Source organism: Roseateles sp. P5_E1, assembly GCF_054049335.1.
In genome coordinates this window covers 1-17,108 of sequence record NZ_JBFUMN010000032.1, presented here as the reverse complement: position 1 = coordinate 17,108, position 17,108 = coordinate 1, and the positions used below count along the sequence as shown (strand labels likewise).

Below are 17,108 nucleotides of genomic sequence, written 5' to 3'. Positions count from 1 at the left end.
TGCCCTACCAGCCCATGAAGGCTTTGGCCCGGTCGCTCATGCGATCGGTCGTCCAGGGCGGCTCCCACACCACCTCGACATGGATGCGCTGGTCGACCGGCACGACCTTGTCGAGCTCGGTGCAGGCGTCGTCGACGATGACGTCCACCACCGGGCAGGCGGCCGAGGTCATGGTCAGCAGCACCTTGACGCGCTCGGCCTCGACGGTCACGCCGTAGACCAGGCCGACATCGACGATGGACATCGCCACTTCGGGGTCCACCACGCGGCGCAGCGCCGCCAGGATGGGTTGCCGAAGTTCCTCCGGCCCTTCGTAGGGATAGGCCATGCCCGTCATGGCGCCGACCTCGCCGGCGCCATGAAGTGCAGCAGCTGTACCAACTGCTGACGGTTGGCCGTGATGTCGGCCAGCGTGTAGCGGTCCAGCACGGCGTGAAAGGCCTGCACCGCCTCGCCCAGCACGCCCTTGAGCCGGCAGTGGTTGACGATGGCGCAATGGCTGGCCTCAGCCGAGAAGCACTCGGCCGGCAGGGCCTGGCCCTCGGTGTCGCGCACAACCTCGCCGATGCGGATCTGCGCCGCCGGCCGGGCCAGCGTGAGGCCGCCGCCCTTGCCGCGCACGGTGCTCACCCAGCCGCGCTTGGCCAGGTGGTGCACGACCTTGGTGAGGTGGTTGGCCTTCACGTCGAAGGCCGCGCAGATCTCGCCCACCGTGGCCCGCCGGTCGGGCTCGGCGGCCAGGAACATCAGCACGCGCAGGCTGTAGTCGGTGAAGGCGGTGAGTCTCATCTTTCAATCCTTTCAGCGCCCACGGGCCGGAGCGGCGCCTGCAGGCAGGCGGTCCGCCGCGGGGCGGCGCAGCAGGTACAGCGCATACACGGCCAGGAAGACGCTGCCGGCGGCGAACACGATGTCACCCGGCACGCGCAGCCACACCAGCGTCTCCATCACCTTGGAGTGGATGACCTCTGGCGAGCGGGCGTACCACAGGCCCTTCGTGATGCTCTGGTAGGCCTGGTAGATGCCAGCCGGCAGCAGCGACAGGAAGACCATCATCGCCAGGCCGATGTTCAGGCTCCAGAAGGCGGGCTTGAGGAATCGGTCGGCATGCAGCGCCCTGTCGTACAGCCCGCGCAGGCAGAACAGCATCAGGCCGATGCCCAGCATGCCGTAGACGCCGAACAGCGCCGCGTGGCCGTGGGCCGCCGTCATGTTCAGGCCCTGCACGTAGTACAGCGAGGCCGGCGGGTTGATGGCGAAGCCCAACAGGCCGGCGCCCACCGTGTTCCAGAAGCCCACGGCGACGAAGGACAGGATGACCCACTTGTAGGCGCCCAGCCAGGCCACGCCCTTGGCGCGGCGATAGGTCTGCAGCGCTTCCAGGCCGATCAGCGTCAGCGGCACCACCTCCAGCGCGGAGAACACTGAGCCGACCGCAATGACCGATGTGGGCGTACCCGTCCAGTACAGATGGTGCAGCGTGCCCAGGATGCCGCCGAACAGGAAGACGATGGTCTCCGCGACGATGGCGCGGTTGGCGGAGGCCGCACGCACCAGGCCCAGGTTGGTGAAGATCAGCGCGACGACGGCCGTGGCGAAGACCTCGAAGAAGCCCTCGACCCACAGGTGCACCAGCCACCAGCGCCAGTACTCGACCATCGAGTAGTGGGTGTGCTGGCCCCAGGTCAGCGAGCTCGCGTAAAAGCCGCCGATGCAGGTCGCCGACAGGAAGACCATGGCGATGAGGCCACGGGTTTCCGAAGGCCGCTTGAGCGCCGGCCACAGCGCACGGCCGAGCAGGAAGACCCAGAACAGCAGGCCAACGAAGAGCAGGATCTGCCAGAAGCGGCCCATGCTCGTGAATTCCAGGCCCTGGTTGCCGAACCAGAAGCTGAAGTCCAGCCCGCGGTGCTGCAGCGTGCCGAGCCAGCCGGTGATCGTCGAGCCGAGCACGACGACGATGAGGGCCCAGAACAGCGCATCGACGCCGAGCTTCTGCAGCCTGGGTTCGGCGCCCGATAGCAGCGGCGCGACGTACAGGCCCGTGGCCAGCCAGGCAGTCGCGATCCAGAAAATGCCGATCTGCGTGTGGATGGTGCGGGTGACGGTGTACGGCAGGATCTGCGCCAGTGGGATGCCGAAGAAGGCCTGGCCTTCCACCGCATAGTGGGCGGTGATGGCGCCCATGCCGATCTGCAGCAGCATCAGGCCGATGACGACGAAGAAGTATTTGCGCGTGGCCTTCATCGACGGTGTGGCCTTGGCGCCGAGCAGCGGGTCGGCCTTGGGCACGACGGCGAGCTCTTCGTCGCCCTGGTGCAGCCACAGCATCGCGGCGATGCCGGCCAGCAGCAGCACGATGCTGACCATCGACCACATCGCGGCCGACGTGCTCATCGTGTTGCCGACCAGCGGTTCGTGCGGCCAGTTGCTGGTGTAGGACAGACCGGCCTCGCCAGGGCGATCCGTCACGGCCGCCCAGGCCGACCAGAAGAAGAAGGCCGCCAGCGCCTTGCGGTGCTCGGCTTCGGGCAAGGCGCCGGCCGTCATCGCGTATTGGTCGCGCAGCTTGTCCAGCGCCGGTTCGGTGCCGAACAGGCCGTCGTAGTGCGAAGCGACTTCACGGATGGCCTGGGCGCGGGCGGCGGTGACGCGCACATCGCCGCTGCTCTCTTCGTAGGTGTTGCGGCGCATTTCATCGCGCACCAGCTGGTCGACGGCGGCGCGCTGCGCGTCGCTGACCGTCAGGCCGCTTTGCTGCTGTTCGGCCAGGCGCCGGGCCTTCAGGGCCACCGCCTCGCGATGCAGCCAGTCGGCCGACCAGTCCGGCGCGACATAGGCGCCATGCCCCCAGACCGTGCCGAGCTGCTGGCCGCCGGCCGACAGCCAAGCCTGCTGGCCGAGCTGGATCTGCTCGCCGGTGAACAACAGCTCGCCGTCGGCGCTGACCACCCGGTTCGGGATGGGTGGAGCGGAAAGATAGATCTGCCAGCCCAGGTAGCCCAGGGCGCCGAACGACAGCACGAAGATGAGCCCCAGCCAGCGCCAGAGATTGCTACGGGATTTCATGGTGATTTCCTTGGAACGCCAGGAACAGTTGAACGTCAGGCGCCGCCGCAAGCGCCGCAGCACGTGCCGCGCGCAGAGCCAAGCCTTGTGACTCGCGCCCGCCAGAAGTCCGGGCCGCGGTCGACGCTCTGCCAGCTGAACATCCCGGGCCTGTGAACGTTGAGCAGGGCCTCCAGCGAGCCGGGCTCCCCGTCCATCAACAGCTCCAGCGTTTCGTTGGCGGCCAGGACGTGAAGCTTGGCGACGATCGCTGGGGCGCGGTCACTCATTGCGAATCCGCGAGAGTCGAACTGAAGGGAAGGGACTGACATGGGCGCCTCTAAAGATGCATTTTTGATGCATCAAATTCTAGAAACGCCGCCGTGACGCGGTTTGACATAGATCAAATGCCAGCGTCCGGAGCCGGCTGTCGGCAGTGACCTGTCGCGAGCCAGCCGCCCAGCAGCTGCCCTGCCGGGCCGGGTACCGGCGCCGGTGAGCACTGCGGGAATGAGGCGCACGCGCACGGCGCGCCGGTGCGCCCCCGCCGACCGCTACTTCGCCAGAGCCGCGATTTCGGCGGCGCTCAAGGCCCCCGCTTCGATGCGGAAGCCCTGGATGCGGCCGTTGAATGACGCATGGCCCCAGTCGCGCCCGAGGAAGGCCACCTGGTCGCCGACCTGGCGCGGCGACAGCATCATGGCGTCGGACCTCGCCACCTCTGTGCCGTCGACATAGAGCCGGCCAGTGGTGCCCTTGAGCGTGACGGCCAGATGGACCCAGCGGCGAATGGGCATGAACCACGGCGCGACCAGGTTCTGCTCGTCGTTGAACCCCGCGCCGGTGATGGCGAACTGCAGCCCCACGCGGCCCTTGGGCACGAGGCGCATGTAGGAAAACCCGTCGTGCCCGGCGAAGAACAGGCAGCTGTCCGTGCGCAGTGAATTGGCATTGGCCCACAGGGACAAGGTGAAGTCGCCCAGGCCGCTGAACAGCCCCTCGGGCAGCTGCAGGCCGGCCGACTTGCCGTCGAAGACGATGGCCTTGTCGTTCAGCCGCCCGTCGCCCCAGGTCGCGCCGTCCAGCAGCTCGCCCGCGACGGCCTTCCACTGGCCGGCGGGAGTCTGCAACGCGCCGATGGTGCCCGTGCCGTTGCTGCCATTCAGCGGCATCGAGAAGCGCCGCTCGCCGGGCACGGCGGCCCGCACCGCGGTGGAGGCGGCGCTGGCGCTGGCGCTGCCCAGGGCGGTGACCTGGTAGAACCAGACGCCCTTGGGCGGCGTGTCCGTGTGGGTGAGGAGTTGGTCGGCGGCGACGGTCGTCAGATGGGTGAAGGGCCCGTTGGCACGGGCGGCCCGCTTGACCACATAGGACGTCGCACCGACGCTGCCCCACCACGACAGCACGACGCGACCGTCGTGCACCGGGGACGTGAGGCCGGAGGGCGCCTTCATCGGCCCGGCATAGGCGGGCCGGCGCTGCGTCAGCGTCGGGTACACCATGTCGTCGCCATTGCCCGACCCGTAATTCGGCTCGCACAGGGGCAGCATGCGCGCAACGTTGGGCGCCGCCAGCCCCATGCGGTTCACGTAGTGGTTGTAGATGGGTTCCCAGGCGTTGCGGTAGTTCTGGAAGGACTGGTTGACCTCCGTCCACCGCGCCGTATGGGGCTGCGAGGGGTTGTGTTCCGGCGCGTACGGCACGGCGTAGACGTTGCCGTTCTCGTCCTTGAGGTTGGAGCGCGCCACGTACTCGGCCGCCGCGAGGAAGCGGTTGTTGTACATGCCGTAGAGGTCGTCACCCTGGTTCCAGGCCATCTCCAGCAGGTCGCCGCCGAGCGACATCCCCAGCGTCGAATGCCCCTGGTCGCGCCCGCTCTCCTCCCACTGCCCGAAATGACCCGGGTGCATGAAGTACACGCTGTGCACGATGGAGCCATTGCCGAACATGGCCAGCTCGCCCTGGTTGTTGCCCGCGTAGTAGTCGCAGGCCTGCCTGTACAACTCGGGCCGGTCGCAGAACACGCCGATGGCCATGGCGCCACACAGCGAGGCCATGTCCCAGTTGGCATGCGAGCCGAGGGAGACCTTCTTGAGAAACCCCGAGCAGATGCTGCCGAACACATCCAGCAGCATCTGCTGGAAGCGTGCCAGGCTCGCCGGCGCCCAACCGGGGTAGCTGCGCATCACCTCGCCGATCTGGGCAAACTGGTGGCCTTGCATGCCGGCCATCAGGATGTAGGTGTGATCGTCAGGGGCGGTCGATCCTTCGGCCTTGGTCGCGACCAATTTCAGCGTTTGCGCCCAGGCATCCAGGGTCTCCACCGCCTTGTCGGCATAGCGGGGGTCGTCCGACAGCTTCCAGCGCAGTGCCAGGCACCAGGCACGCTGGATGTCGCGGTACAGCGAGGCCTTGCTTCTGTCCTGGCGGTAGACCGCCGGCAGCGCGCTCGGCCAGRCGTCCAGTGAAGTGAGGCGGTCGGCACACAGCTTGTTCCACCAGCCCGCCCAGGGCTGCTCGCCGGCCGCGATATGACCACGGATGCGCTTGAAGTCGTCCTCCGTGACCAACAGGCCGGCGTGGCGGAAGACGCCGCTGGCCGAGGCGGGCACCGGGCGGGTCTCGGCGAGCGCCGGCGCGCTGGACAGCAACGGCAGGGCGGGCAGCAGGCCCAGGCCTGCAAGCAGGGAGCGCCGGGCGAGGGCGGGATGCGGGTCGTGCGTAGCGGTCATCAAGGTCCTTCAAACTGCGTTGAATGCCGCGGGCCCATGCACCGCGGTCAGCGCGCGTTTGTAGGGGCTGCGCCCCAAGAAATCGTGGCGGGAACCCCGCTACGGGGTTCTTTTACGGAACGTTTCAGCTCGGGTATCCAAGTGGTTGCCCTCGGTAGCGCATCGAAGCGAACACTCGCCGCTCTGCCGCGGCGCGATCTTTGGGATCACCGCCTTGCGTCGCTTCTCGCTCTCGGTGCGGAATTCGACGGCAGCCATCAGTAACGTATTGAAAAATTCTTATCCTGAGCTACATCCTTGGCTCTGGCTCTTGCTAACGTGTATAGACAGTGTTTTCGGGAGCTAGCGCTGCCTACCCGCGACATCGCCTTCGTTCTTCATGTCGATGACCATCCTGACAGCTTGTCCACGACCAAGCTGATCTTGGATCGCCCAGGCGTTGAGGTTGTATCTGCGCTGTCGGCAGCGGTGGCGTTGGAGTTACTGCGTCAATATGAGTTCGCCTTGGCGTTGATCGACGTCAACATGCCTGGCGTAGATGGTTTCGAGCTCGCCGCGGCAATGCGCGGCGATGAACGCACAAATGAGGTGCCCATCATTTTTTTGACCGGGGCCAGCATCGACACCGAGCGAACGTTTCAGGGCTATGAAACTGGTGCGGTTGACTTTCTGATGAAGCCGGTTCCGCCGCTTGTGATGCAGAGCAAGGTGGCAGCCTTCGTAGCGCTGTACCTGCAGCGCAAGTCGCTGCGCGACGAGAAGGATGACCTCGAGCGGTTGCTACGGGCCAACCAGCGCATGGCGGCCGAACTGGCGCACGCACACGAACTTGCGGTCCAGGCAGCATTTACTGATGAACTGACAGGTGTCCCGAACCGGCGCCATATTTTGAAGCTTGCCGCTAGCGCTCTCGCGGACCCACGCCGGCATTCGCATCCCGTCTGCGTGGCGTTGCTGGATCTGGATCACTTCAAGAAAGTCAACGACACACACGGCCACGCCGGCGGAGATGCAGTACTGCGTCATTTCTGCGAGCACATTCGCACCCACTTGCGATCCGGCCAATCTCTCGGGCGAGTCGGCGGTGAAGAGTTCTTGCTTCTGCTGCCGGGCACGGAGTTGGCTGACGCCTGCACGGCACTTGAACGCGTGCGCAGCACCATGGGGCCGACCGCGGGCATCTCCTTCACCTTCTCCGCGGGTGTCGCGCAAGCTCGCCCGGATGAGACGTTGGACTGCGTGCTCGAGCGCGCTGATGATGCGCTCTATCTTTCGAAGGAACGCGGTCGGGACTGCACCACCAGCGAGCTGATGAGCCTTTGAGTTAGGTTGGCCTTTGAGCAGCTCGCCTGGCCGAATGACTACCAAGTCGCGCCCCACGCCACCGCCGCGCCGCCCGTGCAGTGGCGCCAGGTGATCCGGTTCGTTGGGCGCGTGATCGGCGATGGCGATCAGCAGGCGATTGATTGTGGTTCGCTGAATCTCATGCAGGTGACGGATCGGCCTCCGCCGCGGCTTTCTCCGGCGACCGGTCCACTTTGGAAGCAGTCGCTCGCCGTGTCGATCCCGAGGGGTCCAGTGACATCCGGGTCGAACGGCTGCATCCGATGGCACCGAACAGCTCCTGCCACCCATCAGCGACATCCGCTGCCTTGATCTGGCCGCCCTGAAACTGCCGGTCGAATCCGAGCAGGCAATCGGAGGTGGCCCCGCATCCCGTCATCCAACGTGCCAACCGACCTACTGCCAGGCAACGAAACTAATGCTTCAGCGTACATCCACCGCGAGCGTTTTGCCCTCGACCCGTGCGGCGAGCAAAGGCGCGGGTGCCGACGCCGCGGCGTTGCCTGAAGGCTTCACCACCCCAGTCGCATTTCCGGTCGCATCAATCTTGATGTCAAGAATCAGCTTGCTAGTAAGGCCACCAGCCGTGGCGACCGACAACTCGCTGCTCATGTCGGCGGGGAGAGCTGGCGAGGTGGGCAGCGGAACGTTGACCGAGCTGTTCGGCTGCACGAAGCCCTGAAATGTCGAGATCACAACCTGCTCGGGATCGGCGGACTGGTCGATCACGTACGAGCCCGTGACCACAAGCTCGCCGTGCCCTCCGCCGGGACAATTACCGGTCCACTCGCGGTTGTTGCCAACGAGCTGTCCCGTCGCCATGACCACGTTTCCTTGGACAGTCAAGTTCTTGTCTTGTTGCTTCACGTCGCGAATGTTCTCCCAAGAAGGAGTAGCGACGACGTTTCGCGCACCGATTGGCGTTGGGAACGTCACCTGCGTTCCGCGCACCTCGTTGCACCCAACATTAACCTGACCGGAACTCACGCGAAACGGGACCGTGACGGACTCAGTACGGGACTTCATGCCGTAGAACGTGACCTGCAGAGTGGATGACTTCTTCGGCGCTTCGAAGGTGTCCTTTGGTGGAGGGCTTGGTGAGAGCCTCGCCACGTTCACGATCGTAGCGCCCGCGGCAATGGCAATCATCATGGCCGAAATTAGCTTGATCGGAACGCCTTTGTAGGCGACCTCGATCTTGCGCGTCGCAACGAAGATGACGATACCCAGGACGACGAGCAGACCGGCCAGCAACGTAAACGGATCACCGAAGGCGAACAGAATTTGTGAGATCTCTTCGGTTCTCATGACTAAGCCTTCCTGCCACCCAATAGCCCGATGACAGCACCACACCCGATCTTGAAAATGTCCACTAGTACGGAGAAGAGTTGCTTGCTCTGCTCATTTGGGTTCGCGATCCTAGATTCGTACAGGGCCATGAAGAGACACAACAACGTTATGGTCACGACGATGCCCAGAATCCAGGGGAAGTAGTCGCGGTGCGGCATCCCACCACCCTGGCCGACGTTGCCGGCAGGTGCACGACTGCCGCGCTGAATTGGGGGCGCCGGGTTGACGGGCCGGGGCAGGGGCGCCGGCGGCGCCACCTGCGCGGGCACCAGCGAGGGACGCGTCGGTTGCTGCGCTGGCGCAGCAGGGTCTGCTTGCTGCTGGGCATCGCCAGGATTGTCCTGCCCTACTTCGGCCGAAGCCTTCGGGGGCCCTTTCGCCATTCAGTCCTCCAAAGGCAGGCCGCAGGCCAGCATTGCCAACTGGCGGCAGGCTTCATGGTCGCACGCGCAGCAAAAGGCGACAAGCTTTCCGTACACAGTTCTTACGACGTGCTTGGAGGGCCAAGCGCCTAGACGGCGCACTGACTAAGGCCGTTTGCCCGAGCAACTTCTGCCGGCGCATCAGCGCAACACTATCCTTGAAGGTCAGCCACTGCTTGCACGTAGATCTGTACGCATTTCCCGTGGTTCCATGCGTGTGTTCGTGACGTCCGGCTGGATTGAGGCGGCTCCGCACGACATAGCTCCGTCCGACTACTTTTTGAGTTGTCGATGAAGATCTACCTATCTGTCTCCTACTGGCAAAGCCTACCCAATTGCCGCCGGTCGCGGACGACTGCTACTGGCCGGTACCGGGTCTTGCCTTGCGATGCCACTAACTGACCTTCCTTGGAACGGTCCACGCCGTCAGCGTCGGTTCACCGTACATCTGGTGGAAACCCGGTCCCGGCCACAAGCCGCCCGTCGCGCCGCGCTCGAAATTCTTGCCTCGGCGAAGTGCCGAACGACAGGTTTGCGGCGACGAGCCTCGATTTTTCGTTGGCTCGGCTCGGCCATCAGGAGTCGCTGGCCAGCGGCAGCTTCAGCGCTGGAGCAACTGTGCTGCTACAGCATCCGCGAKTGCTGCGCGATCGAGGAGTACGGCGCGATCTTCACGCCGACGCCCAACTCGGTGACGATGGTGACGCTGATCTTCCGCATGACCTTCGAACCACCGCCGGCGGGCAACGACTTCACCCAGGTCCGCATCGGCCTCTAGGTGGTGGACGCCAACACGCCGATCCCCGGTGTCTGGACTCGCGACGGTCTGCCCGACACCAGCGTCAACCCCGCTTTCATCTGGTTGCCAGCGATCTCGAACCAGGGCTTCCAGGCGGGTGCGTTGTAACTGCCGAATCGCACGACGAGCCTCAGCTGGTTCCTGCCCACGTTCAACTACACGTTTGTGCCCGGACAAGAGCGGCTCGCCCGGTTGGGCGATGCCTTCGTCCACTACAGATCGTTCGGCAATGTCTTGTCGGCAACGATGTTGTCCACATCGTCGGCGTCGTCGGACTGCGCATCGACGCCCATGCCGAAGTGCGCGAACGCCTGCCACGCGGCCTTGCGGGCCGCGCGGTGTTCGTCTTTCGTCACGTGCCCGGCCTCCGCGCTGTCGTCCAGCGCGCGCAGGATGGAATCGCGCGACTGCAGGAAGGTCGGGTCGGCCGGCAGCAGCTTCAGCCCGTCGACGACGATCTGCCAGGAGAGCCGGTAGCCTCGCTTGCTGTCGCCGAGCGCAGCGCGGATTCGCCGAGTCATCATCATCAGCGCGGCGCACCACACTTCGCCGATGTCGTGCACTTCCGGAATGGACCTCAGGTCGCCATAGGTGTTCGGGAAGGCGTCGTCGTACGGTGCGCTGCGAATTCCTGCGGCCGAGTTCACGACCCAGTCCCCGGTGACGACCTTCTCTTCCTCGCGGAAGAAGTTCTGAATGGTCAGTGCGAAGTAGTCGCTCCAACCTTCGCCCATGCCGCCGCTCTGGAGCTTGCCCAGCGAATCGAAATCGAGCGGACCACCGACCAGGCGATTCGTGAGGCCGTGCACGTACTCGTGAAACACCACGTCGGCGTCGAAGGCCGTATGGCGGCCGGTCGACGTGACGAGCCCCATGTTCATGACCGGCGGCGTGCCGTCGGGAGGCGTCGACATGTTGGCGGTTCCGAACACGGCACCGCTGTGCGCGCGTGCCCTTACCGCGTCTCCTGCACTGCCGCCCTGACTGAAGTTCGTCTGCTGGAAGTTGCCGGCCAGCTCGTCGAAGCCGAGGATGAACAGGCAATCGTGCATGTAGTTGCAGAAGTAGAAGATGTTGAGAAGCTTTTGCTCATCTCCGAACGGACCCTGCGGACTGAATCTGAGTACCCCGTTGTCGATCACGCCGCTCAATGACGTGGAGCCGGTGTTCAGCGTCGCGCGGGTTGTGTTTCCGATCGTCTTGTCGGCCGACACCCAATGGCTCGGAAAGTTGAGCAGTGGCTTCGCGGGTACAGCGGGGTATTCGTCCAAGGCGCGAGGAAAGGCGATCACGCGGCGGTCCGCCACGCCCGGACTGAACTCGTAAACCGAGCCTTGGGCAAGCGCACTGTGCATCAGGCTGCGCGAGTACARAACCTCCTGGGATGTGTCGTCCGCAGCGACGAGGATCAGGTATTGGTCCGCGTGGTCCGGCAGCGTGAGCACCGCCTGCCACGCAAGCCGCGACCCCTGCGGCTGCTGGAACACGACCAGCGACGCCTGGATCGGACTTTCGAAGGGACCTTTCTCGAATACTGTCGGCCGCGCCGGCGACGACACCGAGCTGACGAGGACGGGTTTGAACCCTGACAGGTCCACGGTCGGCAGCATCTGCTGCTCGCCGAACGCGTCTTTGTGCGTTTCGCCAGCGGTGTCGGCAATGTGTCTCGCGGCCGCGCCCACCGCCGACGCCGCATCGATCCGCGGCAAGACACTGAAGCCGGAAGAAACGATGGCGTTGTCGCCGACGGCATCGACGATCTGGTCTCTCCTGTCGAAGCGTACGGTGCGTGACATCTGAAAGACGGGGACACCGTCGTGTGTCTGTTGCAGGTGGACTGCGGCACTTCCCGCGGTCGTCCGATTGACCACCGGATCGGGAACGAACTGAGCCGGCGCGCCGGCGGCATCGAAGCCGAAACTCGCCGGCTGTTTCGACACGAACGCCAGCGCCTTCTCGATCAAGCTGCCTTGCGGCGCGTGCGCCGCCGCAGGTTTCACGACCGCGGGCACACCTGTGAGGGTGTTGGTCCGCCGCGAGTCGCGCAGCGCCGCGTCCGCAGCGCCTCCACCCGGCACCGTGCGCGCAGCGCCCCGGTCCGGGTTGCGGTTTGTCTTGCGGGTGTCGAGCTCACGTGTGCTTGCCATGGAAATGTCCCTTCGGTTGAGTGTCACTGTGTCGGCGATCGCGCCACGACCCATGCGGCCGCGCCGACCACCCTGGCGATGTCGGCGGCGTAGGCGGCGTCGACGAAGGTGTCTTCCGTTCGGTGATAGTTCGGGTTCTCCTCCGCCGCCGGGGAGTCCGGCACCGGTCCCATGAAGAAGTCCTCCGATGCGACACATGCCGCATAGCCATGGGCCTGGAATGGCGCGTGGTCGCTGCGGCCCGAAGCTGGGTCGCCGTCCGGCCCGGAATCACTGGCGTAGATCTGCGGCGGTTCGAGTTGCGGCGAGACTTGCCGGCTCAACGACAGCAGGACCTTCGCCAGTGCCAGCGATCGACGCTCCACGTCTGCAGAAGATGCGGATCCGGCGTGCACTTCCCAGGATCTCGGCAGGACGCGGTTGAAGCCGATCATGTCCATCTGGAACACTGCCACGATCGGCGCGCCGGCCGACCGTTGCTGACGCGCGTAGACGCGGCTGCCGACCAAGCCCTCTTCCTCGGCGTTGAACAGCACGAAGCGCACGTTGCGCAGCAGAGGCCGGGTCGCCGACAACGCGAGGAYTRCTTCAGCGATTGCGAGCACGGCCGCGACGCCGCTTCCATCGTCATCGGCTCCGGGCGCCGCGTCCCTGCTCTCGTCGTAGTCCGGCGACGACGCGGCGGTCGAATCAAGGTGGGCAGTCACCAGCACGATCTCGGCGGACGTCCCTGCAAGCTCGGCCTCGACGTTGACCAGCGAGCGCCCCATGTGCGAGAAGGGGTGCAGCCTCACCGTCAGCCGCCCCTGTCCGATCGCTTCGAGCTCGGTCGCGAGCCCTCGCGTGACCAGGTCGTTGTCGGCGTGGTGGATGTGTCTGCTGGCGATCGTGCGCGGCGAGTTGGCGTCGAACGGATGTGCGCCGCTGTAGCGCTCGATGCGCCGGCGAATCGACGACTCGCCAAGCGTGCCGAACTGCGCCAACTCGTCCGGAGTCAGCGTCGGATCGCCGGTGAATCCCGCGCTCGCCAGGCCTGCGTGCACGTCTTCCGCGCTCCAGGCCGGACGCGTCAACGGCTGATCGGACAGCGGCTCGAGTAGCAGAGGGTCCGGGATCAGCTTGAGCGTGTGCCCATGGCGCGTGTGCTCGAAGTGAATCTCGCTGAGAGACCTGCCTGCCGCCAACGCGAACATCACCTCGCCATTGTGCGTGGACAGCACGGCGTTTCGATTCCGATCGTCGGCAAGCAGGTCCTGCGACTGACCGACAGACGACAGCGCGCCCGACTCCTTCGCCAGGTCATCGCGCAGCAGGAACAGCTCGTTGACGAGCGGCGCGTTCCACTCCCCCAGCGGATTGACTCCGCACCCCATGTTCGCAAGCTGGAGAACGGCGCGCTCGCTGGCGATGCCGTACAGCTCTCGCCCCTCGGGCCCGCTGACGTGCATCGGCACCATGGCCAGCGCCTGCAGGGCGGAACGCCACGCGGCCGGCTGCGATCCGGCGGGTGCAGTGACACGCACGAATCGCAGCTCCTCGCCGGCCAGCGCGGCATTGACAAGCTTCGGGTGCGGGCAGACCTGCATCGCCGCCGCTTGGGCGTTGACACGCTCCGAGGCGTCTTCACCGACGAACAGGCATGCACCGGGGTCAGCCGCGTGCCCCGCGCGCTTCGCCGCGAGCTCGCAGATCTCCGGCGTGGCCTTCGTCAGACCGACGTCGGCGCTGTAGATCCGCAGCGCGGCGTCAAATGAACTGAGAATTCCGGACGCCTCAAGCACCTTGTCCACGGCCTTGCCGGCTTCGGTCCCAGTGTTGGAGATGATTCCGAGGCGCAGCCCCCTGGCGCGCAGGCCCTGCAGCAACTCCAGCACGAAGGGGAACACCTTGAATCCAACCAAGCGCGGCGGCGATGGCGACAGAACCGGCGATCCGAGCGTATCGCCCAGGTCAAAAAACACGACGGAAACAGGGGACGCGGGCACGGAGGATCTCTCTGGTTGGTGGCAAAGGCTCGGTTCAAGCTGCGCGCTCGCAATCTTGGGGGAGCGGTGCGCAAATGCATCCGCAAGACTGAGGAGCGGGGCGGTGACCGGCAGCTTTGCGGCAATGAGATCAGTCCGGCCGACGACTCCTGTGTGTCGACGCATGACCGACCCCCTGCCCAGTTCACCGCGGCTGAGCAGCCCTTGAAGCTCAGCCATGCGAAAGCAGTCCCCCGTGACCGGGTGGTCCCGAACCTGCAGATCTTCGAATCCCAGATCTCGCCGCTGAAAAAAGCAGTCGCTCATTTCTGATCTGTCGCTGGGACGGCGCCAGCGAACTAGCGGCAAGCCGCAGTTTATCGACAGTCAACATGCAGCCGTCAACGGCCGCACGCTGCGGTGCTAAGCCACGTCCGGCCGGTCCAGGCCTTCAAGGCAGTCCGTCTTAGCCGTATTGCTATCTGGATTGATCCGCGCTGGCGCCAGGCTCTTGGCGGCACAAGTCGTCGTCAATGTTGGTGATGCGACGCCGGGAACCTTGGAACCAAATCCAACGTAGCGTTGGGCGATCAACCAGCGCCCGAAAACACCTTTCAGGGGGAGGTTTGCCATGCGCATATTTGTGAAAGTCCTTGCGGCCGGGCTTTGTATCGTGTCAGCCTTGGCCTCAGCTCAGAACGCCGGTCAGCCCGCATGGACCTTGTCCGGCTGGCAGCAGCCTCAGGACTCGGCGATGGCGCTTACATCGCCTGACGAGTACGCATGGCGTTTGTTCGTCGCACTGAATTGGCCAGCTAAAGCGGGCAGCCGAGATCCCGATTCCACGCGGAAGCTAGGCACCGATGGACGGGTCGTATGGGAATCCTGGAAGCTAGTCTCAGGAGGCCCAAAAAAGAGCGAGGTGTTCCAAACTGGCGGAGCAACACCCGCGTCATGGAACGCCCCTCTTGATTCATATTGCGACGCGACCGCGCGCGACATAGCGCCTTTGCAGAACCTTCTCCGCAAGGGAAAGGGAATGTCGGTCCTTTTCGACCCCGGAGTAGCTCAACCGGGAGTCGACGAGGTTCGAATGAACTTTGAGACATTCACATTCATCGTTCAGAACGGCCTCTTTTCGGTGGAGGGCCAAGAAGCACTGTTTGTTTCCGGAACTCAGACGATCAAGTTCCCGGCGGCCGCGAAGGAGGTCAAAGCCCAGTGGCGCGAGATTTCAGAGCTAGATGCCAAGCGCTATCACTCGTGCCGCTCAGGCGGAAAGCTATACGGACTGACTGCGCTACACATCTTGACTAAGGATCTTCCCAATTGGTTCTGGGCAACGTTCGAGCATGTCGATAACAAGAAGGCCGAAAACATGGGCAAGGAAGGGTACGGTCCTTGGCTTTTACCCTCCCGCGATGCCTTCTCTTGCCCAGGCAACCAACTCGATTGCGAAGCTGCACCAAAGGGCATCGGCCTAGAAGGAACAAAGTGGGAAAACTATCGCTTGAGAGGCACGCAAATCGACTTCGTTGATTCGACAGGTCGCCCCACAAAACTTGCGAACTCTCAGATTGAGACAGATTTCCAGACCTCGTCCTCTTGCATCTCCTGCCATGCGCGAGCCTCTATTGGCCCAAAGAGCGGTAAATTTTCCAACCGACTTTCGATATTTGAACCGCCTTTTTCGGAGAGTCAGGTTCTCACACCTTTTGGCCCACCGAATCCTAACGACTTCGTTACCTATTCGGGCGCCACGGCACTTCCACACACATCAACTCTACGATATACGCAACTTGACTTTCTGTGGTCACTCTTTCGAGCCCAAAGGAAACAGCCATGAGCGATGGATATGTCAGCGTCGGGAAAATCGACGCATTCATTGTTGACGGTCCTCCCGTCGACATATCAGGAGCACTGCAAGCGGTCGCACCGAACGCTTGGCCGCGCATGCTTTCGCGATTTGTTGACGCGGCTAATGGGACTCCAGCACTGAGTGTCATCGCGTCGACCTGCACACATCGTGGCTGCCCTGTTCTAACGGGCGATGGCGTTTGGGGATCTACGGATGCGCCGATCTTTGACGCCTTGTCTCACGTTGTGACGTGTCCCTGTCACGGCAGTCAATTCAACGTTCAAAGCGGTGCGGTTGTACGTGGGCCGGCAAGGACTCCGCTGATTTCGTTTGCAACAGAAGTGCGAGGCGATGAAGTGTTCGTTGCGATTGCCGCCGAGCCGGTCAATCCCGCTATGCGATTTAACCTACATTTGGATGCAGAGGTAAGCATCGCACCCACTTCCTCAACATTCCCAGGCACCGGAAATAAGTATTTGGTAGATTTTGGCGTGTTTGTTGTCGAGCTGTTCTTCGAGAACGAGACCACGCTGACCTACACCGGAATCCGAAGAGATGGTTCGCGAGGATCTTCTGAAACCGTCGCGATTCAGGCAACCTATCTACGCGATGACCTGTTCATGGTGACTTGGCAGGAGTCCGATCGAACAACAGTTGTGCACTTAGAGGACTACGAGCAATCCATCATCTACACCAACATTACTAACCCTGACCAATCGTTCGTGAAATTCCGCGGTACGTTCAAGCAGATTCGCTGACCGTGGTTGCCCCCCGTTCGGCTCCCGCTATGCGACTGCGTGACTGGCAATCAGCGATAAACCGCGCTTGTCGAAGGCCAAGTTTCGCAGCGCATTGCTAGCGTGCTGCATAGCTGTCGTTTGTGCGCTCTTGGCAAGGTCCCGGTGCCCACGAACGGCTGCTTCGTGAAAGTGCAGCGCGAAAGAACTGGGCGCGCTTGTCGGGCAGCTCCGGAGAACCGCGAATGGCAGCTGAGGGTCGGAAGCGTCTGGTCAGCGCCGTCGGACGCAGTCGCTCGCCGAGACGCCACTGGACCTGATGGGCTGAATGCTACGAACGACCGCTTCCCAGGGTGAACCGGTCGTCGGAGACGCAGCGCGGCGGAAGCAGATGGGGCTCTTGGGCAGGATTCAGAACATCCAGATCCCTTGCCCGCCGATCACCTTCGTCGACCGTGCGGGCAGCTCTCAAGAAACACCCACCAAATAGTTGATCTGCAAAGAGGTTTCAGGCGGTCTGGGCCACGGGCACGATCTGCATGCCGAGTTGCTGAGCCCGCTGCCGCAGGTTCCTGAGCACCCGCTCCCGGTAGCGCTCCTCGAAGTAGTCCTGACCCGCATCGGTGTACTCCTGGCCTTTGCTGAGCATCGCGTAGATCAACCGCGCCAGCTTGTGAGCCGCTGCCGTCACCGCCTTGCCCTTGTCC

At 63.8% G+C, this 17,108-nt stretch carries 15 protein-coding genes and 1 pseudogene; 5 read left to right on the top strand and 11 right to left on the bottom strand.

From position 1 onward, the window contains the following. Nucleotides 1-4: 4 nt before the first annotated feature. The 5 genes from ACXJKJ_RS20595 to ACXJKJ_RS20575 all read right to left on the bottom strand — a co-directional run bounded on the left by ACXJKJ_RS20595 (nt 5) and on the right by ACXJKJ_RS20575 (nt 5,780). Nucleotides 5-337 carry a metal-sulfur cluster assembly factor gene (locus ACXJKJ_RS20595; protein ID WP_056197899.1) on the bottom strand — a complete coding sequence of 111 codons (333 nt, stop codon included), beginning with the start codon at nt 335-337 and terminating at the stop codon, nt 5-7. Continuing rightward, on the bottom strand, nt 334-789 hold the full coding sequence (locus ACXJKJ_RS20590) for an Rrf2 family transcriptional regulator (RefSeq protein WP_457391967.1): 456 nt from the start codon (nt 787-789) through the stop codon (nt 334-336). The genes ACXJKJ_RS20595 and ACXJKJ_RS20590 overlap by 4 nt, the downstream gene beginning before the upstream one ends. 12 nt (nt 790-801) lie before the next feature. Further along, the gene (locus tag ACXJKJ_RS20585) at nt 802-3,069 is read right to left on the bottom strand and encodes a nitric-oxide reductase large subunit (RefSeq protein ID WP_457391964.1); all 2,268 of its coding nucleotides are present in this window, start codon (nt 3,067-3,069) and stop codon (nt 802-804) included. A gap of 35 nt (nt 3,070-3,104) precedes the next feature. Further along, entirely contained in the window at nt 3,105-3,380 is a 276-nt protein-coding gene (locus ACXJKJ_RS20580; RefSeq protein WP_457391961.1) for a DUF2249 domain-containing protein, read from the bottom strand. Between the two features lie 222 nt (nt 3,381-3,602). After that, on the bottom strand, nt 3,603-5,780 hold the full coding sequence (locus tag ACXJKJ_RS20575) for a LamG-like jellyroll fold domain-containing protein (protein ID WP_457391959.1): 2,178 nt from the start codon (nt 5,778-5,780) through the stop codon (nt 3,603-3,605). A gap of 318 nt (nt 5,781-6,098) precedes the next feature. On the opposite strand from ACXJKJ_RS20575, the gene ACXJKJ_RS20570 reads away from it, so the two are divergent. Further along, nucleotides 6,099-7,103, top strand: a complete 1,005-nt coding sequence (locus ACXJKJ_RS20570) for a diguanylate cyclase (RefSeq protein WP_457392053.1) — start codon at nt 6,099-6,101, stop codon at nt 7,101-7,103. 444 nt (nt 7,104-7,547) lie between these two features. On the opposite strand, the gene ACXJKJ_RS20565 is transcribed toward ACXJKJ_RS20570, so the two are convergent. Further along, on the bottom strand, nt 7,548-8,432 hold the full coding sequence (locus ACXJKJ_RS20565; protein WP_457391956.1) for a hypothetical protein: 885 nt from the start codon (nt 8,430-8,432) through the stop codon (nt 7,548-7,550). A 2-nt stretch (nt 8,433-8,434) separates the two neighbouring features. Continuing rightward, a complete protein-coding gene (locus ACXJKJ_RS20560) occupies nt 8,435-8,857 on the bottom strand; it encodes a hypothetical protein (protein WP_457391954.1) in 423 nt (140 codons plus the stop codon). A gap of 490 nt (nt 8,858-9,347) precedes the next feature. Between ACXJKJ_RS20560 and ACXJKJ_RS20555 the strand changes: the two genes are divergently transcribed. After that, nucleotides 9,348-9,674, top strand: a complete 327-nt coding sequence (locus tag ACXJKJ_RS20555) for a hypothetical protein (protein WP_457391951.1) — start codon at nt 9,348-9,350, stop codon at nt 9,672-9,674. On the opposite strand, the gene ACXJKJ_RS20550 is transcribed toward ACXJKJ_RS20555, so the two are convergent. The 3 genes from ACXJKJ_RS20550 to ACXJKJ_RS20540 form a co-directional block, all read right to left on the bottom strand. Further along, nucleotides 9,671-9,817: a hypothetical protein gene (locus tag ACXJKJ_RS20550; RefSeq protein ID WP_457391948.1), complete on the bottom strand. Its 147-nt coding sequence runs from the start codon at nt 9,815-9,817 to the stop codon at nt 9,671-9,673. The two genes, ACXJKJ_RS20555 and ACXJKJ_RS20550, sit on opposite strands and share 4 nt — an antisense overlap. A 90-nt stretch (nt 9,818-9,907) precedes the next feature. Next, the gene (locus tag ACXJKJ_RS20545) at nt 9,908-11,842 is read right to left on the bottom strand and encodes a M36 family metallopeptidase (RefSeq protein WP_457391945.1); all 1,935 of its coding nucleotides are present in this window, start codon (nt 11,840-11,842) and stop codon (nt 9,908-9,910) included. Between the two features lie 23 nt (nt 11,843-11,865). Further along, nucleotides 11,866-13,827 carry a M28 family peptidase gene (locus tag ACXJKJ_RS20540; protein ID WP_457391942.1) on the bottom strand — a complete coding sequence of 654 codons (1,962 nt, stop codon included), beginning with the start codon at nt 13,825-13,827 and terminating at the stop codon, nt 11,866-11,868. 15 nt (nt 13,828-13,842) lie between these two features. Between ACXJKJ_RS20540 and ACXJKJ_RS20535 the strand changes: the two genes are divergently transcribed. The 3 genes from ACXJKJ_RS20535 (at nt 13,843) to ACXJKJ_RS20525 (ending at nt 16,422) form a co-directional block, all read left to right on the top strand. After that, nucleotides 13,843-14,139 (top strand): hypothetical protein, encoded by a 297-nt coding sequence (locus ACXJKJ_RS20535; RefSeq protein WP_457391940.1) that lies wholly within the window; start codon nt 13,843-13,845, stop codon nt 14,137-14,139. Nucleotides 14,140-14,899: 760 nt separating this feature from the next. Then, entirely contained in the window at nt 14,900-15,652 is a 753-nt protein-coding gene (locus ACXJKJ_RS20530; RefSeq protein WP_457391937.1) for a hypothetical protein, read from the top strand. Then, nucleotides 15,649-16,422 (top strand): Rieske (2Fe-2S) protein, encoded by a 774-nt coding sequence (locus tag ACXJKJ_RS20525; RefSeq protein WP_457391935.1) that lies wholly within the window; start codon nt 15,649-15,651, stop codon nt 16,420-16,422. Before ACXJKJ_RS20530 ends, ACXJKJ_RS20525 begins: the two co-directional genes overlap by 4 nt. Before the next feature lie 487 nt (nt 16,423-16,909). On the opposite strand, the pseudogene ACXJKJ_RS20520 reads toward ACXJKJ_RS20525, so the two are convergent. Continuing rightward, a pseudogene (locus ACXJKJ_RS20520) lies at nt 16,910-17,108 on the bottom strand (IS110 family transposase); the annotation flags it as partial.